The organism is Lapillicoccus sp., assembly GCF_025353065.1.
Lineage (GTDB): Bacteria > Actinomycetota > Actinomycetes > Actinomycetales > Dermatophilaceae > Lapillicoccus.
The window spans coordinates 1-23,411 of record NZ_JANXRJ010000082.1 but is presented as its reverse complement, the minus strand read 5'-3'; the positions used below and the strand labels follow the sequence as shown (position 1 = coordinate 23,411).

General features: G+C 71.8%; 28 protein-coding genes. 21 read left to right on the top strand and 7 right to left on the bottom strand.

The genetic code is table 11. The features are described from left to right. The 6 genes from Q0R63_RS07040 to Q0R63_RS07015 all read left to right on the top strand — a co-directional run. The coding region (locus Q0R63_RS07040; RefSeq protein WP_295695712.1) for an ABC transporter permease at window positions 1–318 on the top strand (318 nt) is incomplete at its 5' end. Window positions 319–329: 11 nt separating this feature from the next. Beyond that, window positions 330–1,427: an ABC transporter ATP-binding protein gene (locus tag Q0R63_RS07035; RefSeq protein WP_295695709.1), complete on the top strand. Its 1,098-nt coding sequence runs from the start codon at window positions 330–332 to the stop codon at window positions 1,425–1,427. 95 nt (window positions 1,428–1,522) lie between these two features. After that, a complete protein-coding gene (locus Q0R63_RS07030; RefSeq protein ID WP_295695714.1) occupies window positions 1,523–2,545 on the top strand; it encodes a dipeptide ABC transporter ATP-binding protein in 1,023 nt (340 codons plus the stop codon). A gap of 37 nt (window positions 2,546–2,582) precedes the next feature. Continuing rightward, window positions 2,583–3,470 carry an N-acetyl-1-D-myo-inositol-2-amino-2-deoxy-alpha-D-glucopyranoside deacetylase gene (gene mshB / locus Q0R63_RS07025; protein ID WP_295695707.1) on the top strand — a complete coding sequence of 296 codons (888 nt, stop codon included), beginning with the start codon at window positions 2,583–2,585 and terminating at the stop codon, window positions 3,468–3,470. A 15-nt stretch (window positions 3,471–3,485) separates the two neighbouring features. Then, a complete protein-coding gene (locus Q0R63_RS07020; protein WP_295695705.1) occupies window positions 3,486–4,025 on the top strand; it encodes a flavin reductase family protein in 540 nt (179 codons plus the stop codon). Between the two features lie 34 nt (window positions 4,026–4,059). After that, window positions 4,060–5,790 (top strand): VanW family protein, encoded by a 1,731-nt coding sequence (locus Q0R63_RS07015; protein WP_295695703.1) that lies wholly within the window; start codon window positions 4,060–4,062, stop codon window positions 5,788–5,790. A 32-nt stretch (window positions 5,791–5,822) separates the two neighbouring features. Here the strand turns inward: Q0R63_RS07015 and Q0R63_RS07010 are convergent, their stop codons facing one another. Continuing rightward, window positions 5,823–6,887, bottom strand: a complete 1,065-nt coding sequence (locus Q0R63_RS07010; protein ID WP_295695700.1) for a GNAT family N-acetyltransferase — start codon at window positions 6,885–6,887, stop codon at window positions 5,823–5,825. A 131-nt stretch (window positions 6,888–7,018) separates the two neighbouring features. On the opposite strand from Q0R63_RS07010, the gene fdxA reads away from it, so the two are divergent. From fdxA to Q0R63_RS06995, 3 genes are all read left to right on the top strand, one after another. Beyond that, the gene (gene fdxA / locus Q0R63_RS07005; RefSeq protein ID WP_295695698.1) at window positions 7,019–7,345 is read left to right on the top strand and encodes a ferredoxin; all 327 of its coding nucleotides are present in this window, start codon (window positions 7,019–7,021) and stop codon (window positions 7,343–7,345) included. Beyond that, a complete protein-coding gene (dapC, locus tag Q0R63_RS07000) occupies window positions 7,345–8,442 on the top strand; it encodes a succinyldiaminopimelate transaminase (RefSeq protein ID WP_366521084.1) in 1,098 nt (365 codons plus the stop codon). Before fdxA ends, dapC begins: the two co-directional genes overlap by 1 nt. Before the next feature lie 161 nt (window positions 8,443–8,603). Further along, the gene (locus tag Q0R63_RS06995) at window positions 8,604–9,917 is read left to right on the top strand and encodes a citrate synthase (protein ID WP_295695694.1); all 1,314 of its coding nucleotides are present in this window, start codon (window positions 8,604–8,606) and stop codon (window positions 9,915–9,917) included. A 36-nt stretch (window positions 9,918–9,953) separates the two neighbouring features. Here Q0R63_RS06995 and Q0R63_RS06990 read toward each other — a convergent pair whose 3' ends face one another. Together Q0R63_RS06990 and dapD are read right to left on the bottom strand one after the other, a co-directional pair. Then, entirely contained in the window at window positions 9,954–10,913 is a 960-nt protein-coding gene (locus Q0R63_RS06990; protein WP_295695692.1) for a hypothetical protein, read from the bottom strand. Further along, window positions 10,900–11,898: a 2,3,4,5-tetrahydropyridine-2,6-dicarboxylate N-succinyltransferase gene (gene dapD / locus Q0R63_RS06985; protein ID WP_295695690.1), complete on the bottom strand. Its 999-nt coding sequence runs from the start codon at window positions 11,896–11,898 to the stop codon at window positions 10,900–10,902. Before dapD ends, Q0R63_RS06990 begins: the two co-directional genes overlap by 14 nt. 46 nt (window positions 11,899–11,944) lie before the next feature. Between dapD and dapE the strand changes: the two genes are divergently transcribed. Genes dapE through Q0R63_RS06955 form a run of 6 tightly spaced genes read left to right on the top strand, consistent with a single transcriptional unit; the run spans window position 11,945 to window position 16,699 of the window. Then, window positions 11,945–13,072 (top strand): succinyl-diaminopimelate desuccinylase, encoded by a 1,128-nt coding sequence (gene dapE / locus Q0R63_RS06980; protein ID WP_295695688.1) that lies wholly within the window; start codon window positions 11,945–11,947, stop codon window positions 13,070–13,072. Then, window positions 13,069–13,842 (top strand): TIGR00730 family Rossman fold protein, encoded by a 774-nt coding sequence (locus Q0R63_RS06975; RefSeq protein ID WP_295695686.1) that lies wholly within the window; start codon window positions 13,069–13,071, stop codon window positions 13,840–13,842. Before dapE ends, Q0R63_RS06975 begins: the two co-directional genes overlap by 4 nt. A 22-nt stretch (window positions 13,843–13,864) precedes the next feature. Next, window positions 13,865–14,272, top strand: a complete 408-nt coding sequence (locus Q0R63_RS06970; RefSeq protein WP_295695683.1) for a DivIVA domain-containing protein — start codon at window positions 13,865–13,867, stop codon at window positions 14,270–14,272. A 7-nt stretch (window positions 14,273–14,279) separates the two neighbouring features. Further along, entirely contained in the window at window positions 14,280–14,738 is a 459-nt protein-coding gene (locus Q0R63_RS06965) for an SRPBCC family protein (protein WP_295695680.1), read from the top strand. A gap of 18 nt (window positions 14,739–14,756) precedes the next feature. Further along, window positions 14,757–15,416 (top strand): DNA-3-methyladenine glycosylase I, encoded by a 660-nt coding sequence (locus tag Q0R63_RS06960; RefSeq protein ID WP_295695678.1) that lies wholly within the window; start codon window positions 14,757–14,759, stop codon window positions 15,414–15,416. Beyond that, window positions 15,413–16,699 carry a hypothetical protein gene (locus Q0R63_RS06955; protein ID WP_295695677.1) on the top strand — a complete coding sequence of 429 codons (1,287 nt, stop codon included), beginning with the start codon at window positions 15,413–15,415 and terminating at the stop codon, window positions 16,697–16,699. Before Q0R63_RS06960 ends, Q0R63_RS06955 begins: the two co-directional genes overlap by 4 nt. A gap of 3 nt (window positions 16,700–16,702) precedes the next feature. Here Q0R63_RS06955 and Q0R63_RS06950 read toward each other — a convergent pair whose 3' ends face one another. Further along, window positions 16,703–17,503 carry an enoyl-CoA hydratase-related protein gene (locus Q0R63_RS06950; protein WP_295695674.1) on the bottom strand — a complete coding sequence of 267 codons (801 nt, stop codon included), beginning with the start codon at window positions 17,501–17,503 and terminating at the stop codon, window positions 16,703–16,705. Window positions 17,504–17,807: 304 nt separating this feature from the next. On the opposite strand from Q0R63_RS06950, the gene Q0R63_RS06945 reads away from it, so the two are divergent. Beyond that, window positions 17,808–17,981: a DUF3117 domain-containing protein gene (locus Q0R63_RS06945; protein ID WP_295695672.1), complete on the top strand. Its 174-nt coding sequence runs from the start codon at window positions 17,808–17,810 to the stop codon at window positions 17,979–17,981. Between the two features lie 119 nt (window positions 17,982–18,100). After that, entirely contained in the window at window positions 18,101–18,535 is a 435-nt protein-coding gene (locus Q0R63_RS06940) for a DUF1003 domain-containing protein (protein ID WP_295695670.1), read from the top strand. Here the strand turns inward: Q0R63_RS06940 and Q0R63_RS06935 are convergent. Beyond that, window positions 18,507–19,142, bottom strand: coding sequence for a class I SAM-dependent methyltransferase (locus Q0R63_RS06935; protein WP_295695668.1), 636 nt, complete (start codon window positions 19,140–19,142; stop codon window positions 18,507–18,509). The two genes, Q0R63_RS06940 and Q0R63_RS06935, sit on opposite strands and share 29 nt — an antisense overlap. Before the next feature lie 5 nt (window positions 19,143–19,147). Continuing rightward, the gene (locus Q0R63_RS06930) at window positions 19,148–19,780 is read right to left on the bottom strand and encodes an O-methyltransferase (RefSeq protein WP_295695666.1); all 633 of its coding nucleotides are present in this window, start codon (window positions 19,778–19,780) and stop codon (window positions 19,148–19,150) included. Window positions 19,781–20,073: 293 nt separating this feature from the next. Between Q0R63_RS06930 and sigE the strand changes: the two genes are divergently transcribed. The 4 genes from sigE to Q0R63_RS06910 all read left to right on the top strand — a co-directional run bounded on the left by sigE (window position 20,074) and on the right by Q0R63_RS06910 (window position 23,123). Further along, on the top strand, window positions 20,074–20,721 hold the full coding sequence (gene sigE / locus Q0R63_RS06925) for an RNA polymerase sigma factor SigE (RefSeq protein ID WP_295695664.1): 648 nt from the start codon (window positions 20,074–20,076) through the stop codon (window positions 20,719–20,721). Between the two features lies 1 nt (window position 20,722). After that, on the top strand, window positions 20,723–21,265 hold the full coding sequence (locus tag Q0R63_RS06920) for a hypothetical protein (protein ID WP_295695662.1): 543 nt from the start codon (window positions 20,723–20,725) through the stop codon (window positions 21,263–21,265). Between the two features lie 308 nt (window positions 21,266–21,573). Then, complete coding sequence (locus Q0R63_RS06915; RefSeq protein WP_295695660.1) at window positions 21,574–22,749, top strand: trypsin-like peptidase domain-containing protein; 1,176 nt, start codon at window positions 21,574–21,576, stop codon at window positions 22,747–22,749. A gap of 14 nt (window positions 22,750–22,763) precedes the next feature. Continuing rightward, window positions 22,764–23,123 carry a twin-arginine translocase TatA/TatE family subunit gene (locus Q0R63_RS06910; protein ID WP_295695659.1) on the top strand — a complete coding sequence of 120 codons (360 nt, stop codon included), beginning with the start codon at window positions 22,764–22,766 and terminating at the stop codon, window positions 23,121–23,123. A gap of 40 nt (window positions 23,124–23,163) precedes the next feature. On the opposite strand, the gene Q0R63_RS06905 is transcribed toward Q0R63_RS06910, so the two are convergent. Beyond that, window positions 23,164–23,411: P-loop NTPase (locus tag Q0R63_RS06905; protein ID WP_295695657.1), on the bottom strand; the 248-nt coding region annotated here is incomplete at its 5' end.

Sequence of the window (23,411 nt, the reverse complement as noted above, 5' to 3'; positions counted from 1 at the left end):
GAGGACTACATCCGCACCGCCCGGGCCAAGGGCGTGAAGGAGCGCACCGTCATCCGGCGGCACGGCCTCCGGGCAGCGCTCACCCCGATCGTCACCGCGGCCGGCCTCGACCTCGGCGGCCTGCTCGGCGGCGCCATCATCAGCGAGAAGGTCTTCAACGTCCAGGGCCTGGGTTACCTCGCCCTTCAGTCCGTCACCCTGACCGACCTGCCGGTCACCGTCGGTGTGGTGATCGTGGCCGCGTTCTTCATCACCGTCGCCAACCTCGTCGTCGACGTCCTCTACGGTGTCATCGACCCGCGCGTGCGGCTGAGCTGAGAGGGACGCCGATGACCACCCCCACGAGCACGACCACCAGCACCACCACCACCGCGGAACGGGCGCCGGTCGCTGCCGGCGGCCACGCGGCGTACCTCTCGCTGCGCGACGTCAAGGTGCACTTCCCGACGGACGACGGCTTGGTCAAGGCCGTCGACGGACTGTCCTTCGATCTCGAGCGGGGCAAGACGATCGGCATCGTCGGCGAGTCCGGGTCGGGCAAGTCGGTCACCAGCCAGGCGATCCTCGGCCTGCACCGACGCACGCGCGCGCAGACGTCCGGGTCGATCATCCTCGACGGCGAGGACCTGATGACCATCAAGGACGAGCGGCTGCGCCAGCTGCGGGGCAGCAAGATGGCGATGGTCTTCCAGGACCCGCTGTCGGCCCTGCACCCCTATTACACGGTGGGCAGCCAGATCGTCGAGGGCATCCGGGTCCACCACCACGACATGTCCAAGTCGGTCGCGAAGAAGCGGGCGATCGAGATGCTCGGCCGGGTCGGCATCCCCAACCCCGCCCGGCGCGCCGACCAGTATCCCCACGAGTTCTCCGGCGGCATGCGGCAGCGCGCGATGATCGCGATGGCCCTGGCCAACGACCCGTCGCTGCTCATCGCCGACGAGCCGACGACCGCCCTCGACGTCACCGTCCAGGCCCAGATCCTCGACCTCATGCGTGACCTGCAGCGCGAGTTCGGCTCCGCCATCATCATGATCACCCACGACCTCGGCGTGGTCGCCGAGATGGCCGACGACATCCTGGTGATGTACGGCGGCAAGGCCGTGGAGCACGGACCGGTGAACGAGGTCTTCTACAAGCCCGAGCACCCTTATGCCTGGGGCCTGCTCAGCTCCATGCCCCGGCTCGACCGGGCCCGCAAGTCGCGGCTCGACCCGATCCCCGGCAACCCCCCGTCGCTCATCAACGTGCCCTCGGGGTGTGCCTTCCACCCGCGGTGCACCTTCCGGGACCAGGTGCCCGGCAAGACCTGTTCGACGGTGGTGCCCGAGCTGCTGGAGTCGTCACCGCAGCACCTCGTGCGCTGCCACCTCACCCCGGCCCAGCGGACCGACCTGTTCGAGTCCGACATCAAGCCCCGTCTCTGAAGGGCGTCCTCCCGATGACCGACCAGACACCTCAGGACACCGCCGCTCCTTCCGGCGCGGCCTTTCCCAGCGACACCGCCTCTGCCACTGACACGATGGTGGCCGAGCAGCCCGCGCCCTCCCGCGAGGGCACGCCGCTGCTGCGGCTGACCGAGATGCAGAAGTACTTCCCGCAGTTCCGCCAGACGCTCGTGCGCCGTCCGGACAACCCGGTCAAGGCGGTCGACGGGATCTCGTTCGACCTCTACCCGGGGGAGACCATCGGTCTCGTCGGCGAGTCCGGGTGCGGCAAGTCGACCGCCGGGCGCACGATGCTGCGCCTGCTCGACCCCACCGGCGGCACCATCGAGTTCCAGGGCAAGGACATCACGACCGTCAAGGGCGACCACCTGCGCAAGCTGCGTCGCGAGATGCAGATGGTCTTCCAGGACCCCTACGGCTCGCTCAACCCCCGGCAGACCGTCGGCTCGATCATCGCGGCGCCCTTCGAGATCCAGCGCATCAAGCCCGACGGCGGCACCCGCAAGGCGGTCCAGGAGCTGATGGCCCGGGTCGGGCTGAACCCCGAGCACTACAACCGCTACCCCCACGAGTTCTCGGGGGGCCAGCGGCAGCGGATCGGGGTGGCCCGGGCGATCGCCCTGCGGCCGCAGCTGATCGTCTGCGACGAGCCCGTCTCGGCGCTCGACGTCTCGATCCAGGCCCAGGTCATCAATCTCCTCGAGGACATCCAGGACGAGCTCGGCCTCGCCTACGTCTTCATCGCCCACGACCTGTCCGTCGTCCGGCACATCTCCGACCGGGTCGTCGTGATGTATCTCGGCAAGGTCATGGAAGAGGCCGAGCGCGACACCCTCTACGAGCACCCGCAGCACCCCTACACGCACGCGCTGCTGTCGGCCGTCCCGACGCCCGACCCGGCCCGGGCGGCCAAGAAGGACCGGATCCTGCTCACGGGCGACCTGCCCTCACCGCAGAACCCGCCGAGCGGCTGCGTCTTCCGGACCCGCTGCCCCAAGGCCCAGGACCGGTGCGCCGCCGAGATCCCGCTGCCGGTCGAGATCACCCCCGGCCACCGGGTGGCCTGCCACTTCCCGGAGGAGCGCCAGGTCATCTGATGGCCCGGATGCGCCGACGACTTGGCCGTGGCCGACGATGACCCGGCTGCTTTTCGTCCACGCCCACCCCGACGACGAGACGCTCACCTGCGGCACGACGATGGCGCACCACGTCGACGCCGGCGACGAGGTGCACGTCCTGGTCTGCACCCTCGGCGAGGAGGGTGAGGTCATCCCGCCCGAACTGGCCCACCTCGAGGGCGCCGAGGGCGACCCGCTGGGGTCGTGGCGCCGTGAGGAGCTGCGGGAGGCGATGCGCCGGCTCCGCGTCGCCCACGCCGTCCTCGGGGAGGACCCGGCCACCGGGGCCCTCTCCCGCTACCGCGACAGCGGCATGGCCGGTATGCCGGCCGCGCACCACCCGAGGGCCTTCGCCGGGGCTCCGGTGGCGGAGGCCGCGGCCCTGGTCGCCGCGCACGTGCGGGCGCTGCGCCCCGACGTGGTCGTCACCTACGACCGGCAGGGCGGCTACGGCCACCCCGACCACATCCAGACCCACCGCGTGACGATGGCGGCCCTCGCCGGGCTGGCGCCGGGCGAGCGGCCGGACCGGGTCTTCGAGATCCGGACGCCCCGGTCCTGGGCGGCAGAGGACCGCGCCTGGCTGCCGGGTCACGTCCGCGTCGAGGAGGGCCTGACGCTGCTGGGCCCGGACGCGGCCTACCCGCCCTCGGTCGTCCCCGACGAGCAGGTCACCCACGTCGTGCAGGACGTGGGCGTCCGGACGACCCAGGAATATGCCCTGGCCGCCCACCGCACGCAGGTCAGCGTCTTCCAGGGCTACTACGCCCTGAGCGACGACGTCGCGGCCCGGCTGGCCGGCCGGGAGGGGTTCACCCGCGTCGACCCCTGGACGGTGGACGGCGACCCGGCAGCGGGTGACACCCGGCATACCGGGCCTGCGGTCCTCGGCCTCCTCGGGTAGGCGACACTGGATGGTGTGAGCGAGCCGTCCACGCATCCCGCGGAGCCTGCCGCGGCAGACCCGCCGCCGCGGCCCTCGTCGGACGCCTTCCGGCAGGCGATGGGGCGGTTCGCCACGGGGGTCACGGTCGTGTCCAGCCGCTGGCAGGGGATCGACCACGCGATGACCGCCAACGCGGTGACCTCGGTGTCGCTCGAGCCGATGCTCCTGCTCGTCTGCGTCGAGCAGGAGTCGCGGTTCCACGACGCCATCCTCGGTGCCGGGAGGTGGGGCATCAGCATCCTCGAGGCGTCCTCGCGCGGCACTGCCGACTGGCTCGCCACCCGCGGTCGCCCGCTGCACGGCCAGCTGGGCCGGCTGGGGGTCCGGCGGGGTCCGGCGACCGGTGTGGCCCTCGTGGCGGGCGCCTTGGCAACGATTGAGTGTCAGACGGTCAGCACCCACGCTGCGGGGGACCACAGCATCGTGGTGGGCGAAGTACTCTCCGTAGAGATCGCCGATCATCCCGGCGACGCCCTGCTCTACTTCAGGGGGCGCTACGAGACGCTGAAGTGAGGGACCAGGGGACGTGGCCGGCCAGGAGCCTCGCGTGGCGCAGTCCCGCGTCGTGGAGTCCCGCGCGACGGATTCCCGCGCGACGGAGTCCCGCGCAATGTGGCTGCGTCTCCTCGCGGCAACGGTGATCCTCGTCGCGGCATACGTGATCCTCGCGCTGGTCGTCGGTCGGCAGGTGCCGGCCCGGGCCACCGTCGAGGGGATCGACGTCGGCGGGATGACCCAGCAGGTGGCCTCGGCCACCCTCCGGCGCGAGCTGGAGACCACGGCAACCGCGCCCATCGTCGTCTCGCTCGCGGACACCGGCCGGTCGATCCGGATCCAACCCGCGTCGTCGGGCCTGGCGCTCGACATCGACGGGACGCTCGAGGGGATGGCGGGGTTCAGCCTCAACCCGGTCCGGATCTGGGAGCACCTGATGGGTGAGATCCACCGGCCGGTGCTCACGACCGTCGACGCGACCAGGCTCAGGGCCGCCGTGGACAGCGGCGCGAAGGCCGTCGAGACGAAGCCCCAGGACGGGACCGTGACCTTCCCGGCCGGCAAGGTGTCGGTGACGCCCGCCGGGGTCGGGACCTCCGTCGACGTGTCCCGGCTCGTCGCGCAGATCTCGCAGGGCTATCCCCGGACGACCACGATGTCCGCCGACGTCACCCGGACCCCGCCGCAGGTCACCCAGGACAAGGTCGTCGCGGCTGTGCGGTCCTTCGCGACCCCCGCGATGTCGGCGCCGATCTCCCTCGTGGTCGGCGACCGGACCGCCCCGCTGCTCCCCGCCCAGGTGGCGCCGGCCCTGACGATGGTGGCCGACGACACCGGCACCCTCCGGCCGACGCTCGACGGTGCCGCGATCGGTCGGATCGTCGCGCAGCTCTCGACGGGGTTCCTCCCGCAGCCGCAGGACGCCCGCATCGTGCTGCAGAACGGGGTCCCGGTGGTCCTTCCCGCCGTCGACGGACTCCAGGTCGACCCCGCCACCGTCTCCGACCTGGTGCTCAAGGCGTTGACCGACCCGAAGCGCACGGCGACGCTGACGGCCACCGCTGCGAAACCGACCCTGTCGACCGACCAGGCCACGGCCCTCGGCGTGACCTCGGTCATCTCCTCGTTCGACTCGGCCTTCCCCGTCAACCCGTCACGCACGGCCAACCTGGTCGCCGCCTCCAACACGATCAACGGCACGTTTCTCGCACCGGGAGCGACGTTCAGCCTCAACGGGATCCTCGGCGAGCGCACCGCGGACAAGGGCTACCAGGAGGGCTACGTCATCGAGGGCGGCCGCCTCGTCAAGGGCACCGGCGGCGGCATCTCGCAGGTCTCCACCGTGGTCTACAACATCGCGTGGTTCGCCGGCGGCGACCTCGTCGAGCACACCCCGCACTCGTTCTACATCTCCCGCTACCCCGAGGGTCGCGAGGCCACGGTCTACTGGCCGACCATCGACAACAAGTGGAAGAACACCTCGAAGTACGGGATGTTGATCCAGATGTATGTCTCCGACAACCAGGTGCACGGGCGGATCTGGAGCACCAAGGTCTACGACGTCGAGGCGCAGCAGGGGCCGCGGAGCAACGTGCACACCGGCCGGGACATCGTCGACGCGACGGCGGCCTGCGTTCCCCAGCCGGTGGGCACCCCCGGCTTCGACGTCACCGTGACGCGGGTCTTCACGCAGAACGGCGTCGTCGTGAGGTCCGAGGACTACACGACGAAGTACGACCCCGAGGACAGGATCACCTGCACCAACCCCAACCACGCCAACTAGGTCCCCGCGGCCTTCGTGCGGCGGGGGCGTTGTCAGGTGGGGGCGTCGAGGTAGACGTAGGCGTGGTGGGTGGTGAAGCCGAGGCCCTGGTAGAGCGCGATGGCGGGCGCGTTGCCGGCCTCGACCTGGAGCATCATCGAGGGCATCCGGTGGTCGCGGGCGAGGGTGGCCATCGCCCGGACGACGGTCTCGCCGAGGCCCTGGTGGCGGTGGTCGGGGTCGACCCAGAGCGCGTGGATGCCGGCCCAGCCCGGGTGGATCGACATCCGGCCGACCGCGGTCAGGGCCGGTGCGACGCCGGTGGAGGCGAAGAGCTGGGCGGGCGAGCCGGTCAGCAGCTGCTCGGTGACACCGGGCAGGATCGTGCGCTGGCGTGCGTAGGTCTGCAGCCAGTCGAGCCGGAGCTCCGCCTCCATCGACACGGCCGGAGACCCGTCCCCGAGAGCCGGTATGCCGCCGCTGGAGCCCGTCATCGTCAGCGTCGGCTGCACCACGCGGTAGCCGCGCGACAGCAGCTCGGCGCCCAGCGGGTCGTCGCGGACGGCCTCGTCGCAAACGGCCTCGTCGCGGACCGAAGCGAGGTCGCCGGGGTCGGCCACGCCGGCGGGCAGGTCGAGGTGGAACCGGGGCGGGAGCTGCCGCGCGGCATACCAGCGTTCGACGTGGTCGACGGCGAGCGGCAGCGGCAGACTCGGGTCGCCGATCGCGAGCACGGAGTTGCCCCGGCCCGTGAAGCCGCTGGACGCCCGGAGGACCCAGTCGCCGAGGCCGGCGCGCTCGACCGGCGACCAGCCCTCCGCCATGACCAGCTCGAGGTCGTCGACCGAGATCGTCGTGTGCGCCGGCCCCGGTCGGGTCTGGCGCGGCGGCACGGCGCGGGTCGCCACGAAGTCCTTCCGCAGGATGGTGACCGGCCCCCGCGAGGTCTCGATCTCCACCGAGGTGTCGCTGACGGAGACGACCACCCCCACCGTGTCCGTGAGCGGCGGCACCGACCCCGGCGCTCGCCGGTGGCGCACCACGACCCGGGCCCCGAGCCGCAGGGGGTTGGCGGCCGGCCCGAGGGCGCCACTCGTGCCGTCAGCCATCCTGCTCATCGCTCCCTCGCCCCGTCCCACCGGTAGGCCCGTCCGACCGGTGAGCCCGGTGCAGTGGCAGCCGAGCCGACTCGGCATACTAGATCCTGTTCTCGCTCCACGCTCAGTCCGCCCGAAGGATCTCTCAGACCATGACCTACGTCATCGCCCAGCCCTGCGTCGACCTCAAGGACAAGGCGTGCATCGAGGAGTGTCCGGTCGACTGCATCTACGAGGGTGAGCGCTCGCTCTACATCCACCCCGACGAGTGCGTCGACTGCGGCGCCTGCGAGCCGGTCTGCCCGGTCGAGGCCATCTACTACGAGGACGACGTCCCGGAGGAGTGGGCCGAGTACTACAAGGCCAACGTCGAGTTCTTCGACGACCTCGGCAGCCCGGGGGGCGCCGCCAAGCTCGGCGTCATCGCCAAGGACCACCCGATCATCAGCGCGCTGCCCCCGCAGGAGCACGAGGAGTGATCGGGAGTCTCCCCGACTTCCCCTGGGACTCCCTGGCTCCGCACCGGGCCACCGCGGTCGCCCACCCCGACGGCCTCGTCGACCTCTCCATCGGGACGCCCGTCGACCCGACCCCGGCGGTCGTCCAGGCGGCGCTCGTCGCGGCCGCTGACGCGCCCGGCTACCCGTTCACCTCGGGGACGCGGGAGCTGCGGGAGGCCGTGTCGGCGTGGTTCGCCCGCCGGCGCGGGGTGCCAGGGCTCGACCCGGCGGGCGTGCTGCCGACCATCGGCAGCAAGGAGCTGGTCGCCTGGCTGCCCACGCTGCTGGGTCTGGGCGCCGGTGACGTCGTCGGCATCCCGGCGGTCGCCTACCCCACCTACGACGTCGGTGCCCGCCTCGCCGGGGCCACCCCGGTCGTCGTCGACGGGCTCACGGCGCTCGGGCCCCTGACGCAGGCGAACCGGCCAAAGCTGTTGTGGCTCAACAGTCCCAGCAACCCGACCGGCGCCGTCCTCGGCGTCCCGCACCTCGCCAAGGTCGTCGCCTGGGCCCGCGACCACGGCGTCGTCGTCGCCTCCGACGAGTGCTACGCCGAGCTCGACTGGAGCGGGGACACGGCGACCCCGAGCATCCTCGACCCCCGGGTCTGTGACGGCTCGCACGAGGGACTGCTCGCGGTCTACTCGCTCTCCAAGCAGTCCAACCTCGCCGGCTACCGCGCGGCCTTCGCCGCCGGTGACACCGCCCTGGTCGCCCGGCTGCTCGAGGTGCGCAAGCACGCGGGCATGATCGTGCCGGCTCCCGTGCAGGCCGCCGTCGTCGCGGCGGTCTCCGACGACGCTCACGTCGGCGCCCAGAAGGCCCGGTATGCCGCGCGCCGGGCCCGGCTGCGCCCCGCCCTCGAGGGTGCCGGCTTCCGGATCGACCACTCCGGCGCGGGTCTCTACCTCTGGGCGACCCGCGACGAGCCCGCGCTGACCAGCGTGGCGTGGCTCGCCGACCGCGGCATCCTCGTCGCGCCGGGGTCCTTCTACGGCGCCGCGGGCGCGCGGCACGTGCGGGTCTCCCTCACGGCGACCGACGAACGCGTCGAGGCCGCCGCGAGCCGGCTGTGAGCGGGTGGCAGGGGGTGGCGAGGTCCGCGGCATACGGGGAACCTCACAGTCGCCCGCCTGCCGACGGGTCCGGCCGCTGGGGTAGCGTCGGAACCGACGTTCCTGGCCCTGACGTGGCTCCTGCCGTCGTTGCCTCTCCCAACAGCTGGAGGAAACCACCCATGACCACCGACACCACGACCAGCAGCGACGTGTCCGAAGGCACCCTGTCCCTCGGCGGCAAGACCCTGACCCTGCCCGTGGTCCGGGCCACCGACGGCAGCGACGCGCTCGGGGTCTCGGCCCTGCTGAAGGAGACCGGCAAGGTCACCTATGACGCCGGCTTCGTCAACACCGCGGCGTGCAAGAGCGCGATCACCTACATCGACGGCGACGCGGGCATCCTGCGCTACCGCGGCTACCCCATCGAGCAGCTGGCGGAGAAGTCGTCCTTCGTCGAGGTGTCCTACCTCCTGATCTACGGCGAGCTGCCCACCCAGGCCGAGCTGGCCGACTTCGAGGACCGGATCCGCCGTCACACGATGCTCCACGAGGACCTCAAGGGCTTCTTCGGGGGCTTCCCCCGTGACGCGCACCCGATGCCGGTGCTGTCGTCCGCCGTCTCCGCGCTGTCGACCTTCTACCAGGACAGCCTCGACCCCTTCAACCGCGAGCAGGTCGAGCTCTCCACCGTCCGCCTCCTCGCGAAGCTGCCGACGATCGCGGCCTACGCGCACAAGAAGAGCGTCGGCCAGCCGTTCCTCTACCCCGACAACTCCCTCTCGCTGACCGAGAACTTCCTCCGGATGACCTTCGGCTTCCCGGCCGAGCCCTATGAGCTCGATCCCACGATCGTGAAGGCGCTCGACCTGCTGCTCATCCTCCACGCCGACCACGAGCAGAACTGCTCCACCTCGACGGTGCGGCTCGTGGGCTCCTCGCAGGCCAACATGTTCGCCTCGATCTCGGCCGGCATCAACGCCCTCTTCGGCCCGCTGCACGGCGGCGCCAACCAGGCCGTCCTGGAGATGTTGAGCAAGATCCAGAACGCCGACTACGACGTCGACACCTTCATGACGAAGGTGAAGAACAAGGAGGACGGCGTCCGGCTGATGGGCTTCGGCCACCGGGTCTACAAGAACTACGACCCGCGGGCGGCCATCATCAAGAAGACGGCCGACGAGATCATCGAGAAGCTCGGTGGCAGCGACGAGCTGCTCGACATCGCCAAGCGGGTCGAGGACATCGCTCTGCACGACGACTACTTCATCGAGCGCAAGCTCTACCCCAACGTCGACTTCTACACCGGCCTGATCTACAAGGCGATGGGCTTCCCGACGAAGATGTTCACCGTCCTCTTCGCCATCGGGCGGCTGCCCGGCTGGATCGCCCAGTGGCGCGAGATGATGGAGGACCCCGAGACCAAGATCGGTCGTCCCCGCCAGGTCTACGTCGGCGCCACCGAGCGCGACTACCTCCAGCTCGGCAGCCGCTGAGGCGAGGTCTGCGGACGACCGCTGGCGCCTCCGCCGTCAGCCGGTGGCCGTCCCGATCCGGATGACGACCGTCGTCGCCCCTGCCGACCCGCCCTGGCCCCAGGTCAGGGCGGAGGCGTCCTCGGCGCGGTCCCAGGTCCGACCGGCGACCTGCACCCGGTCGATGCCGTAGGCCTGGGCTCGCGCCACGGCCCACTGGGCGGCGGCCCACGCGCGCACGGCGTCGGGCGCCGCCACCGTCAGCTGCCCGCCCTCGACGGTCGCGGTGCTGTCGAGCTGGGCGGCCAGGTCGGCCGCGATGCTCGCCCCGGTGGCCGCCGCCGCCCCGTTCGCGGGCCGCGCCACCGGCTCCACCTGGCATCCGAGACCGGCCGGTGACTGCCCCGTCAGCGTCGACGCGAGCACCCGCCCCTGCTGCTCGTGGTCGGCGTACGCCTCGGGAAAACCGCTGCGCTGCACCGCCTGGGCCACCTTGGTGATCTCGCCCGTCTGATAGTCCTTGACCTTGATCAACGCGTCGTAGAACTTGTTGGTGCTGTATGCCGGGTCGAGGATCTGCGCCTTCGTGCCCCACCCCTGGCTGGGTCGCTGCTGGAACAGCCCGACCGAGTCGCGGTCGCCGTAGGTGAGGTTGAGCAGCTTCGACTCCTGGAGCGCGGTCGCGAGGGCGATGGTGGCCGCCCGGGCGGGCAGCCCGCGCTTGACCGAGAGGGCGGCGATCAGTGCGGCGTTGGCGGTCTGCTCGGGGGTGAAGGTGAACGACGTACCGGAGGCAGTGACGGTGCAGCTGGCGCTGAAGAGGCTGCGCCGGACCGCGAGGTAGGCCTGGTAGCCGCTGACCGCGACGATCACGAGCACGAGCAGGACGACGACCCGCCCGACCCACCGGCGCCGCCGTGGATGGCGCTCCCCGATCCCTCCCATCGACCTCGGCCGGGTATGCCGCGAGCCTGCACCCTCCTCGGCGAGAACGGGCCGCTCGTCAGGCGTTGGCATGCAGGGCGTCGTTCAGCGTGATCCCGGTGCCGGCGCGGTCGCGGGCCTCGACGGTCCCCGTGACGGAGTTGCGCAGGAAGAGGATGTTGTCGCGGCCGGAGAGCTCGAGCGCCTTGACGACCGAGCCGTCGGGGAGGGTGACCTTGGTGCCGGCCGTGACGTAGAGGCCGGCCTCGACCACGCAGTCGTCACCGAGCGCGATGCCGAGCCCGGACTGCGCGCCGAGGAGGCACCGCTCGCCGACGCTGACCCGCTGGGTGCCGCCGCCCGACAGGGTCCCCATGATCGACGCGCCGCCGCCGACGTCGGAGCCGTTGCCGACGACGACGCCCTGGACGATCCGTCCCTCGACCATCGAGACGCCCAACGTGCCGGCGTTGTAGTTGACGAAGCCCTCGTGCATGACGGTCGTGCCCTCGGCGAGGTGCGCACCGAGGCGGACCCGGTCGGCGTCGGCGATCCGGACGCCACTGGGCACCACGTAGTCGGTCATCCGCGGGAACTTGTCGACGGAGAAGACCTGCACCGCGCCGCGTCGTCGCAGTCGCAGCCGCGTCAGCTCGAATCCCTCGACGGGGCAGGGTCCGAAGCTGGTCCAGACGACGTTCTGCAGCTGTCCGAAGATGCCGTCGAGGTTGATCGTGTTGGGCCGGACGAGCCGGTGCGACAGCAGGTGCAGCCGCAGGTAGGCGTCCGCGGCCCCGGCCGGAGGGTCGTCGAGGTCGATCTCGATCGCGATCACGTGGGTCGAGACGCCGCGCGCGTCGTCGGGGCCGGTCAGGGCCGACAGCTCGTAGGGGGGCAGCTCGGCCACGTCGCGACGGCCGAGGTGCGGGTTCGGGAACCACGCGTCGAGGACCCGGACGGTCGGCTCCTGGTCCGGTCCGTCGACGGTCCGCACGTGGGTGGCGAGGCCGAAACCCCACGCGTGGCGCGCAACTGAGTCGTCGTGGCGTGCGCCGGAGTCGCCCCGAGAGTCAGTCATGGCGTCAACACTAGGCGAGGTGTGCCGGGAGGTTAGCCTTCCGTCCATGACCGCCGCGCCATCCCTCGACCTCTCCGACGACGTCGTCACCCTCACCGCAGCCCTCTGCGACATCCCCTCGGTGAGCCGGGACGAGGCCGCGATCGCCGAGGCGATCGAGGTCGCCCTGCGGCCCCTCACCCACCTCACCGTGACCCGTCACGGCAACACCGTCGTCGCGCGCACCGAGCTCGGTCGCGCCGAGCGGGTCGTCCTCGCCGGTCACATCGACACGGTCCCCCTGACCGCCTCGCCCAACCTGCCGACCAGGCGACAGTCCGGGGACGACGGGGGGCAGGGGCACGGCAGGGGGCCCGGGCACGACGGGGGACCCGACGAGCTGGTCGGCCGCGGCACCGTCGACATGAAGGGCGGCGTCGCCGTCCAGCTGCGCCTCGCCGCGCAGCTCACCGCACCCAACCGCGACGTCACCTACGTCTTCTACGAGGGCGAGGAGATCGACGGGCAGTTCAACGGCCTGGCCCACCTCGCGGACGACAACCCGCACCTCATCGCGGCTGACTTCGCCGTCCTCCTCGAGCCCACGGACGGGGCGATCGAAGGCGGTTGCAAGGGCACCCTGCGCGCCGACGTCGTCGCGAGAGGGGTCGCAGCCCACTCGGCCCGGCCGTGGAACGGCGCGAATGCGATCCACGCCGCCGGGGCGATCGTCAACCGGCTCATCGCCTACGAGGCGCAGACCGTCCACGTCGAGGGCCTCGACTACCACGAGGCCCTCCAGGCGGTCGGCATCACCGGGGGCATCGCCGGCAACGTCATCCCCGATAGGTGCGTCGTGACGGTCAACTACCGGTATGCCCCGGACAAGGACGCCGAGCAGGCCGCCGTCCACGTCAAGGACATCTTCACCGGCTTCGAGGTGGACGTGAAGGACAATGCGCCCGGCGCCCGCCCCGGACTGACCTTCCCCGCCGCGCAGGGCTTCGTCGAGGCGCTCGGCGTCCCGGTCCGCCCCAAGGAGGGCTGGACCGACGTCGCCCGCTTCTCCGCGCTCGGCGTGCCGGCGGTGAACTACGGCCCCGGAGACCCCAACCGGGCCCACACCGACGACGAGCGCGCGCCGATCCAGCAGTACCTCGACGCCGAGCAGGCGCTGCTCCGGTGGTTGCGATGAGCGACGAGCAGCAGCGGCCCGAGCAGCAGCCGCGCGCAACGGAACTGGACGGGCGCGAGCAGGACGAGCGGCAGACCGGCCCGGTCACGCTGCGCCGCGACAAGGTGCCGCCGACGACCACCGACCAGCGGCTGCTCGACAGCGGCCAGTCCGCCGAGTGGCTGCACGCCGACCCGTGGCGGGTGATGCGGATCCAGTCGGAGTTCGTCGAGGGCTTCGGCGCGCTCGCCGAGCTGGGACCGGCGGTCAGCGTGTTCGGTTCCGCGCGCACGACACCCGACGACCCGGCATACGGGATGGCGGTGGAGGTCGGTCGCCTGCTCGTCGAGGCGGGGTATGCCGTGATCACCGGCGGCGGGCCCGGCGCCATGGAGGCGGCCAACAAGGGCGCCTTCGAGGCCGGCGGGACCTCGGTGGGGCTCGGCATCGAGCTGCCCTTCGAGACCGGGCTCAACCGCTACGTCGACCTCGGGGTCAACTTCCGCTACTTCTTCGCCCGCAAGACGATGTTCGTCAAGTACGCGCAGGGGTTCATCGTCCTGCCCGGCGGGTTCGGCACCCTCGACGAGCTGTTCGAGGCGCTGACCCTCGTGCAGACCCGCAAGGTGACCTCCTTCCCGCTGGTGCTGCTCGGCAGCTCCTACTGGGGCGGCCTGCTCCGGTGGTTGCGCGACACGGCTCTCGCCCAGGGCACCGTCAGTGAGCGCGACCTCGCGATGCTCCACGTGGTGGACGACCCGGCCGAGGCGGTCCGGGTCGTGACCGGCTAGCCATTCGTGGCACGATCGGGCGGTGATCTGGTTGGTCCTCGTCGTCGCCGTGGTCCTCGTCGTGCTCACGACGGCCGCTGTGCTCGGGCGTGTCGACGGCTCGCTCGACGCCGCCACGACGAGCCTCAGCCACGAACCGCTGCCGCAGACCCCGCTCACCCCGGGTGACTTCGCCGAGCTGCACTTCGACACGGCGCTGCGCGGCTACCGGATGAACCAGGTCGACGGGGTGGTCGACCGCCTCCGCCGCGAGGTCGCCGACCTCGGCGACGAGGTGGCCCGGCTGCGACGGGCGACCGAGCGGCAGCCCGGGCCGGCGGATGGGCTCGAGCACGCCGAGCAGCCCCAGCAGCCCCAGCAGCCCCAGCAGCCCGATCAGCCCCAGCAGCTGGTCAGCGAGACCCCCGCCTCCCTCTCCGACAGGAGCTGACGTCCCCGTGCCCGCTGTCGTCCGCCGCACCATCGACGCCCCGCTGCAGCAGGTGTGGGACGTCTTCTCCGACTTCGCCACCTACGGCCGCTGGATCCCGCTGACGACGATGGTCGTCGACCCCGGCCCCACCCGGGTCGGCTGGGGTTTCGTCGGCCGCACCGGCCTCGGCCCGGTGGCCTTCCTCGACTCCATGCTCGTGACCGTCTGGGAGCCGCCCGGCGCCCCGAGCGCCTCCGAGGCGCGCTTCGCCGTCCGCAAGACCGGCCGCCTGCTCGCCGGCTGGGCCGAGGTCGAGGCCGTGACCGGCGCCGACGGCCGGGTCGACCTCACCTGGACCGAGGAGATCGTTCCCCGTCCCGAGTTCCTCGGCCGGCTCCTCGTGCCCCTGGCCGACCCGGTGACGAGCCGGTTGTTCGGGCGCGCCGTCGCCGGGATGGCGGGGGCGGCCGAGGCCGCGTCATGACGGGATCGTGAAGCCGCCATGAGCGAGTCGGACGCCAGCGGGATCGCGGTCGGCGAGGACGGCGTGGCCCGCTGCGCCTGGGCCGGTTCGACCCCGGACTACCTCGCTTACCACGACGAGGAGTGGGGCAGGCCCGTCCACGGCGAACGCGCTCTCTACGAGCGGCTCACGCTCGAGGCCTTCCAGTCCGGCCTGTCGTGGCTGACGATCCTGCGCAAGCGACCGGCCTTCCGAGCGGCGTTCCACGATTTCGACCCTGAACGGGTCGCGGCCTACGGCGTGGCCGACCGGGAGCGGCTGATGGCCGACGCGGGCATCGTCCGCAACGCGCGCAAGATCGACGCGACCATCGCCAACGCCGCCGTCGTCCTCGCGCTGCGGGACGACAGCGACGACAGCGACGACAGCGACGACGGCAACGAGAGCGACGGGCCGGGCGGTCTCGACGGCCTGATCTGGTCCCACGCCCCGGCCCACCACCGACCTCCGCAGCGCCTGGCCGACGTCCCCGCCACGAGCCCCGAGTCGGTCGCGCTGGCGAAGACGCTCAAGCGACGCGGGTTCGCCTTCGTCGGCCCCACGACGATGTATGCCGCGATGCAGGCCTGCGGCCTGGTCGACGACCACGTCGCGGCGTGCCACCGGTCAGGCGCCCCGGCCGGAGGAGGCGTCAGATGAGCTCGCCGCTCACCGGCCGGCGGGCGGAGCCGCTGGACGACGGGCCGGATCCGACGCCGACGCCGACGCCGCCGGCGGCCACCGGCCAGGTCAGACGGATCCTGCTCCCCGGCTTCCTCGTCCAGGTCGTCCTCCTCTATGCCGCGTGCCGGCTGCTGACCGGGATCCTGCTCACCGTCGATGCGGCCCGCCAGGTGCCGACCGGGTGGACCGGCCCGGTCGTCAACTACCTGACGTTCAGCGCCCAGTGGGACGGCCAGTGGTTCCAGCAGATCGCCGCGAGCGGCTATCCCGCGGCGCTGCCCGTCGACTCCTTCGGCGTGGTCCAGCAGAACCCCTGGGCGTTCTACCCCCTCTTCCCGCTGCTCTGCCGGTTCGTCATGGACGGCTTCGGCCTGAGCTTCTATGCCGCCGGCTCGACGCTGTCCCTGCTACTGGGGTTCGTCGCCGCGATCGCGATGGCCAAGCTGTTCGAGAAGCGGCTCGGGCGGCGCACCGCCCTGCTGTGCGTCGTCGTCTGGGCGAGCTTCCCTGCGGCGGCCTCCCTCCAGGTCGGCTACACCGAGTCCACCGCGATGGCCCTGCTGACCCTGGCGCTGCTCGCCCTGTCCAGCGAGCGCTGGCTGCTGGCAACGTCGCTCGCGCTGCTCACGGGTCTGGCCCGACCGATCGCGGTACCCCTCGCCGCAGTCACCCTCGTCGCCCTCTGGCTGCGCTGGCGGCGACGCGGGCGTGACCCGATCAGCGCGGGCGAAGGCCTCTCCGGCCTCGCTGCGCTCGCTGGCTGCGGGGTGGCCGGCCTGCTCTGGCCGGCGATCGCCTGGTGGGTCACAAGGCAGTCGAACGCCTATACCGAGACGATGTCGTCGTGGCGGGCCGGGCACGAGATCACCCCGTTCCACCCGTGGATGGACATGTCCCGCTACTACTTCGGGGAGACGTGGGGGCCGGTCTGGCTGACGGTCGCCTTCGTCGTCATCGCCGTCATGGTCCTCGGCCCGTGGGCCGCCCGGCTGGGACCGGAGCTGCGGACCTGGTCGCTGGCCTACCCGGCATACCTGCTGGTGGTGCTCGACCCCTTTACCTCGATCTTCCGCTACCTCATCCCGCTCTTCCCGCTGGTCCCGGTGCTCGTCGGGGTCGCCGGACGGGCCCGACCGCCGGCCCGGACGCCGTGGGTGGTGGCGCGCGCCGGCATCCTGCTCGTGCTGTTCGTCGTCGGTCAGTGGTACTGGATCGACATCCTCTGGCGGTTCGTCCCGCCGACCGACTACCCGCCGTGAGGGTCAGCCGCCCGTGAAGGTCGGCTTCTCCTTGGCGAGGAAGGCGTCGACAGCCTCCCGGTGGTCGGCCGAGCCGCCGGTGACCGACATCAGCTCGGCCTCGCGCGCGAGCGAGTCCTCGAGGGTGTGCCCGGCGCTGTAGGCGACGGCGCGGCGGATCGAACCATAGGCCAGGGTCGGACCGGCGGCCAGCCGCGCCGCCAGCTCACGCACCGTCGACGCGAAGTCGTCGGCGGCCACGACCCGGGAGACCAGCCCGAGGTCGAGGCACTCCTGCGCGCCGATCGTGCGCGGCATCAGCAGCAGCTCCTTGGCGCGCGAGGGGCCGACGAGGCGTGGGAGGGTCCACGAGGCGCCGGAGTCGCAGGACAGGGCGATCCCCGCGAAGGCGAGGTTGATGCCCGCGGTGTCGACGAGCACGCGCAGGTCGGCCGCGAGGGCGAAAGAGGCGCCGGCGCCGGCGGCGACGCCGTTGAGCGCGGCGATGACCGGCTTGTTCATCGTCGCGATGAGCGTGACGATCGGGTTGTAGTGCTCCAGCACGGTGTTGCCGAGCGCCGGACCACCTGACCGCAGGCCCGCGACGTGCTCCTTGAGGTCCTGGCCGACGCAGAAGGCCCGACCCGAGCCGGTCAGCACGACGCACCGCACCGCCCGGTCGTCGGCGGCCTGCCGCAGCGCCACGAGGAGGGCCTCCTTGAGCGCGAGGTCGAGGGCGTTCATCGCGCCCGGCCGGTTGAGGGTCAGCGTGGCGACCCCGTCGAGGTGCTCGACCAGCACGACACCATCGGTGGTGGGGGACATCTCGGCTCCTCGGTGCCTCGGCAGGTGCGCGACCCGGCGCGGGTCGCGGAACCCAAGCCTCCCACCGTCCCGCCGTCGGCCTCTCACCAGCCTGCGACCGGCCTTTCACCAGCCTGCGACCGGCCTTTCACCAGCCTCGCCGACCCCTGCGGCGGCGGGGGCGATTTCGTTCGGCGCCGCACCCTGCGTGATAATGGTCATCGAACACTCATCGTCCCTCCGACGCTGCAGGGTGCACCATCCCTGCGGCACCTCGAGCCGCGAGACCGATGAGCGAGATCATCCACAGAAGGGGAGCCAGCCCATGGCGGCAATGAAGCCCAGGACCGGAGACGGTCCGCTCGAGGTCACCAAGGAAGGGCGTGGCATCGTCCTTCGTATGCCCCTCGAGGGTGGCGGTCGCCTGGTCGTCGAGATGACGCCCATCGAGGCAGCGAGCCTGCGGGACGCGATCCAGGGGTGCGACGGCGTCAGCTGACCCGCCACTGACCGAGGTCACCGGGGGTCGTCGGGGGTCGCCGGGGTCGCTCGGGGCTGTGGGGAGTGTCTGCAGCGTTCTCGCCGGATTCTCAGGTGAGATGTGCAGGATCTGCGGCCATGACCACGACTCCGTCCCACCCGGCCTCTCGCCTGCCGCGCCCCGTCCTGCATCACCCCGCCAACGTCGCCATGATGGAGCGCCGGGCCAACAGCATGCAGCTGCGGGTCGCCGACGCGATCACGACGTTCGCCGGGTCGATGAAGTTCGTCTACGTCCACATCGTGGTCTTCGCCGCGTGGATGCTCTTCTTCGAGAAGAGCCCCTGGCCGACGCTCACGCTGGTCGTGTCGCTGGAGGCCATCTTCCTGTCGACCTTCGTCATGATCGGCCAGAACCGGCAGGCCACCTTCCAGCAGGCCAAGGCCGACCACGACTTCGTCGAGTCGGAGCTCGAGCTGAAGACCAACACCGACCTGACCCGGCAGATCCACATCCTCACCACCGAGCTGCACCGCCGGGTGCTCAGTCAGGACGGCGACGGGCAACACTGACCTGCCACGGCGCACCGTCGACCCACGGGTCGAGGTGCCAGGTGGCGAAACGGTGTTCGAGGACGAACCCCACGGCGGTGAGGTCGGCGTCCAGGTCTCCCACGGCATACTCGCGGTCGGTCGCGAAGCCGAGGGCGAGCCGCCCGCCGCTCGCCAGCAGGGTGTATGCCGCGCGCAGCACCTCCCGCTCGGTGCCCGGCGCGACGTAGACCAGGACGTTGCCCGGCAGCGCGACGACGTCGAAGGGGCCATCGAAGCCCTCGTCGGCGAGCACCCCGGCATCGAGCTCGAGCAGGTCGCACGTGAGGTAGGGGACGCCGGGATGGTTCGCGCGGGCGTGCGCCAGCAGCCCTGCATCGCGGTCGACGCCGATGGCCAGGTGACCCATCCGGGTCAGGGCCGCGGCGACCCGTCCGGTGCCGGCGCCGCCGTCCAGGATTCGCGCGCCCCGTGGGGCCAGCGCGTCGATGAAGCGGGCCTCGCCCTCGAGGTCGTCGCCGTTGGCGACCAGCCCGTCGAACCGGGCGACGTAGAAGTCCCAGTCGTCACCGGTGACCGTCTCCTCCCACCGGGTCGGCGGGGCCGTGCCGTGCCGGTGGTGCGCCATCGCGCTCAGCGCTTCACGGCGACGAGCAGGCCGTCGCCGACGGGCAGGAGGTTGGTCCTGAAGCGGTCGTCGTCACGCAGCGACTTGCCGAGGTCGCGCAGCGTGCGGGTGGTGTCGTCCCGCGCGGCGGGATCGGCCACCTTGTCGCGCCAGAGCATGGTGTTGACGAGCATGACGCCGCCGGAGCGCAGCAGCCGTCCGGCTTGCGTGACGTAGGCGGGGAACTCGTTCTGGTCGCCGTCGACGAGGACGAGGTCGTAGGCCCCGTCCGTCATCCGGTCGAGGACGTCGAGGGCGCGACCGGTGATGACCCGGGTGCGCTGGTGCGCCACTCCGGCAGCGGCATACGCCTCCTTGGCGGCTCGCTGGTGCTCGGCCTCGAGGTCGATCGTCGTGAGGATGCCGTCGTCGGGCATCCCCTCCAGCAGCCACAGCCCCGACACCCCGGCGCCGGTGCCGATCTCGACGACCGCGCGGGCGCCGACGGACGCGGCAACCATGCGCAGGGTGGCGCCGACGCCGACGCCGACGGGTGCGCATCCGAGCTCCTCCCCGCGACGCCGAGCGGTCAGGGCGGCCTCGCTCTCGGTCACGAAGTCCTCGGCGTAGGCCCAGCTGGCCGGCTTCTGTGAGCTCATGTCCTGAGACCCTACTCGGGTCGACCCGGGCCTCTCGTCCACATTTGTCGGCGCCGCGCGGGGACTCCTGCCGGTGGCCTCGGCATCCACGCCCCGGGTCCGCTCCGAATCACCGGAAGGGACGACGCTGCGGGTCACACCGAGAAGCAGGGGGCGAGTCAGGGTCGTCCCAGGGTCGTCCCCGATGGAGGGGCAAGGCACAGGCTTGGCACAGTAGAATCTTCATCCAGGCAGGAACTCTGAGATCACGCGGTTCGTCAACCGGACTGAGGATCTCTCGAAAGGCGTTGCACGTGACCGACACCCTGACCGGATCCCCGGCCCTGCAGGATGCGGCTCCCGACCCCGCGTGGACCCCTCCCTCCTGGGAGGAGATCGTCACGCAGCACTCGGCGCGGGTCTACCGGCTCGCCTACCGCCTGACCGGCAACCCCTATGACGCCGAGGACCTCACGCACGACGTGTTCATCCGCGTCTTCCGATCGCTGAGCTCCTACACCCCCGGCACCTTCGAGGGCTGGCTGCACCGGATCACGACGAACGTCTTCCTCGACAAGATGCGTCGCAAGCAGCGGATCCGCTTCGACGCCCTGCCCGAGGACGCCGCCGGCCGGATGGCCAGCCGCGAGCCCGGCCCGGAGCAGACGTTCTACGACACCCACTTCGACGACGACGTCCAGCACGCGCTCGACGCCCTGTCGCCGGACTTCCGTGCGGCCGTCGTCCTCTGCGACATCGAAGGCCTGTCCTACGAGGAGATCGCCGCGACGCTGGGCATCAAGCTCGGCACCGTCCGCTCCCGCATCCACCGTGGCCGTGCCCTCCTGCGTGAGTCGCTCGCGCACCGGGCTCCCGGCGCCGTCGCCGCTCCGGCGACGCGCAAGGCGCCGGCCCGCCACGGCATCGCGATGCCGGCTCGGGTCATACCGGGGGCCAGGTGAGGTGAGCAGGCACCTCGGGCTGCAGGTCAGCGCATACGTCGACCGTCGACTGGACGCGCCCGTCCTGCGCGCCTTCGACCAGCACCTCGTCGCCTGCCAGGTGTGCTGCTATGCCGCCGACCAAGAGCGTCGCCTCCTCGCCTCGCTGCGTCATGGCGCCACCCCGGGGCTGTCCGACGGTCTGCAGTCGATGCTCCTGGGACTCGGCTCGCCGGGCGGGTGCGGTGCCGCGCAGTCGGCTCCCCGTCCGCTCGTCGTCCGACCCGTGACCCGCCCCGTCCCGACGGTCGCTCCCGCCGCGCCGGCCCTGCACCGGTCGCCGCGGCGTGCGGCGATGTTCGCCGGCTTCGCCGCGAGCGCGTCGGCCGCCGCCGCGATCGGCCTCGCGGTGGCCGGACCCACCGCGGCGACCGCGGTGCCCCGCGCGCCCCTGACGGTGCCTCGCTCGTCGTCGAGCACCTCGGCCGACACGGCCGCGTTCCTCACGGCCAGCCGCGTCGTCGCGCCCCGTGCCCCGCGTCTGGTCGACGAGGGCGGCCGATGACCGACGGGTCGCTCGATCGCCCCACCGGGTCACCGGATCGCCCCGAGAGGGAGGCACCCCGGCAGCCGATGCCGTGGGACGACTTCGGCGTGCCCCAGGGCGGTCCCCACGGCGGTCCCCAGAACCGTCACGGGGGCCTGCCCGGTGCGGGCACCACCCAGCCGATCGAGACCTCGAACTGGGCCACCTCGCCCTGGGCGCAGGCCCCGGGCGCGCCGCCCTCATCCACCCCCATGCCGCCCCCAGCCGCGTGGGGCGCGCCGTCGGCTCCGCCTCCCGGGCCTCCGCGTGCCGCAGGTCCCCCCACGATGCCGCCCGCCCCTTATCCGGGGCTGCCCGGCCAGGAGGGCTTCGCCGCCCCCGGCGCGGCATACGGGCCACTGCCCGCACCGACGAGGCCGGTTCCGACGACGAGCCGCAAGCCCCGTCGTGGCCTCGCCATCGTGGCCCTCGCACTCGTGTCCGCGCTCATCGGCGGCGTCGTCGTCGCCTTCGGCACCCACTACCTCGACGGGGGAGTGAGCCTCGGGGCCGCGCTGCCCGCACCCGGGCCCGGGTCGACCGCGCGGCCGGACGGCAGCATCGCGAAGATCGCGGCCAACGCGCTACCCAGCGTCGTGACGATCAAGATCAAGGCGGCCGGCGGCACGGGCACCGGGTCGGGTTTCGTCATCGACAAGCAGGGCCACATCCTCACCAACAACCACGTCGTCGACGCGGCCGGTGGCTCCGGCACGATCACCGTGGAGCTCAACAACGGCACGGACCTCCCCGCCCAGGTGGTCGGCAAGGACGCCTCCTACGACCTGGCCGTCCTCAAGGTCAACACCACCGATCTCCCGCCCCTCGAGTTCGGTCGCTCGGCGGACGTCGTCGTCGGCGACGGGGTGATCGCCGTCGGGGCACCGCTCGGGCTCGACGCGACGGTGACCAGCGGCATCGTCTCCGCGCTCAACCGCCCGGTCACCCCGGGTGACGGCGGCGACACGAGCTACATCAACGCGATCCAGACCGATGCGGCCATCAACCCCGGCAACTCCGGTGGGCCGCTCCTGGACATGAACGGCCGGGTCATCGGGGTCAACTCGGCGATCGCCCGGGTGCCGGGCTCGAGCGCCGACACCGGCGGCAACATCGGCGTGGGCTTCTCCATCCCGAGCGACCAGGCCGCGAAGACCGCCCAGCAGCTCATCACCACGGGCAAGGCGGACCACCCCGTGCTCGGCGTCAACGTCGACCAGGGCTACGACGGCAACGGGGCGAAGATCGCGCAGGGCGGTGTCCCGTCGGGCAGTCCGGCCGCCACCGCCGGCCTCCAGGGCGACGACATCGTCGTGGGCTTCGAGGGCCGGAAGGTCACCGACGCCAACGCCTTGATCGTCGCGGTCCGCGCCAAGAACGTCGGCGACACCGTCAAGCTCACGGTGCTGCGAGGCAACCAGACGCTGGATGTCACAATGACCCTCCAGGGTGCGACGGGCTGAGGGAGACCAGAGACGTGTTCGGCATCAACAGCTCGGAGTTCCTGATCCTGCTCGTGGTCGCGATCGTCGTGCTCGGTCCCGAACGCCTGCCGGAGTATGCCGCGAAGCTGGCCAAGCTCGTCCGTCAGGCGCGCACCTTGGCGACGAACGCCCGGTCGCAGCTGGCCGAGCAGATGGGTCCGGACTTCGACGACATCGACTGGAAGCAGTACGACCCCAGGCAGTACGACCCGCGGCGCATCGTGCGTGAAGCCCTGATGGAACCGATGGACGACGCCCCTGCCGACAAACCCCAGTCGGGGGTCATGGCCCCCTCGACCCAGCAGGTCCACGACGCGTCCAAGCCCACCCCCTGGGACGTCGACGCCACCTGACCTCGGGCTCAGCGGCTGGAGGGCTCAGCGGCTGGAGGGCTCAGCGGCTGGTGGGCGTCAGCCCCAGCGAACGGCCGGCGAGCCCGCGGGCGCGGGTGGACAGGCCCCGGGCGATGCCGCGCAGGGCGACGGCGGCGGGGGAGTCGGGGTCCGACAGGACGACCGGGGTGCCGTTGTCGCCGCCCTCGCGCAGCCGGGTGTCGAGGGGGATCTGACCGAGCAGTGGCACGTCCGCGCCGATCGACCGGGTCAGGGAGTCGGCCACGGCCTGGCCGCCGCCGGACCCGA

Excerpts from the sequence above, each read along its gene's own strand:
- Q0R63_RS07035 (WP_295695709.1), top strand. The coding sequence starts at position 330 with ATGACCACCCCCACGAGCACGACCACCAGCACCACCACCACCGCGGAA.
- Q0R63_RS07030 (WP_295695714.1), top strand. The coding sequence starts at position 1,523 with ATGGTGGCCGAGCAGCCCGCGCCCTCCCGCGAGGGCACGCCGCTGCTG.
- mshB (WP_295695707.1), top strand. The coding sequence starts at position 2,583 with ATGACCCGGCTGCTTTTCGTCCACGCCCACCCCGACGACGAGACGCTC.
- Q0R63_RS07010 (WP_295695700.1), bottom strand. The coding sequence starts at position 6,887 with ATGAGCAGGATGGCTGACGGCACGAGTGGCGCCCTCGGGCCGGCCGCC.
- fdxA (WP_295695698.1), top strand. The coding sequence starts at position 7,019 with ATGACCTACGTCATCGCCCAGCCCTGCGTCGACCTCAAGGACAAGGCG.
- Q0R63_RS06995 (WP_295695694.1), top strand. The coding sequence starts at position 8,604 with ATGACCACCGACACCACGACCAGCAGCGACGTGTCCGAAGGCACCCTG.
- Q0R63_RS06990 (WP_295695692.1), bottom strand. The coding sequence starts at position 10,913 with ATGCCAACGCCTGACGAGCGGCCCGTTCTCGCCGAGGAGGGTGCAGGC.
- dapD (WP_295695690.1), bottom strand. The coding sequence starts at position 11,898 with ATGACTGACTCTCGGGGCGACTCCGGCGCACGCCACGACGACTCAGTT.
- dapE (WP_295695688.1), top strand. The coding sequence starts at position 11,945 with ATGACCGCCGCGCCATCCCTCGACCTCTCCGACGACGTCGTCACCCTC.
- Q0R63_RS06975 (WP_295695686.1), top strand. The coding sequence starts at position 13,069 with ATGAGCGACGAGCAGCAGCGGCCCGAGCAGCAGCCGCGCGCAACGGAA.
- Q0R63_RS06960 (WP_295695678.1), top strand. The coding sequence starts at position 14,757 with ATGAGCGAGTCGGACGCCAGCGGGATCGCGGTCGGCGAGGACGGCGTG.
- Q0R63_RS06955 (WP_295695677.1), top strand. The coding sequence starts at position 15,413 with ATGAGCTCGCCGCTCACCGGCCGGCGGGCGGAGCCGCTGGACGACGGG.
- Q0R63_RS06950 (WP_295695674.1), bottom strand. The coding sequence starts at position 17,503 with ATGTCCCCCACCACCGATGGTGTCGTGCTGGTCGAGCACCTCGACGGG.
- Q0R63_RS06945 (WP_295695672.1), top strand. The coding sequence starts at position 17,808 with ATGGCGGCAATGAAGCCCAGGACCGGAGACGGTCCGCTCGAGGTCACC.
- Q0R63_RS06940 (WP_295695670.1), top strand. The coding sequence starts at position 18,101 with ATGACCACGACTCCGTCCCACCCGGCCTCTCGCCTGCCGCGCCCCGTC.
- Q0R63_RS06935 (WP_295695668.1), bottom strand. The coding sequence starts at position 19,142 with ATGGCGCACCACCGGCACGGCACGGCCCCGCCGACCCGGTGGGAGGAG.
- Q0R63_RS06930 (WP_295695666.1), bottom strand. The coding sequence starts at position 19,780 with ATGAGCTCACAGAAGCCGGCCAGCTGGGCCTACGCCGAGGACTTCGTG.
- Q0R63_RS06915 (WP_295695660.1), top strand. The coding sequence starts at position 21,574 with ATGCCGCCCGCCCCTTATCCGGGGCTGCCCGGCCAGGAGGGCTTCGCC.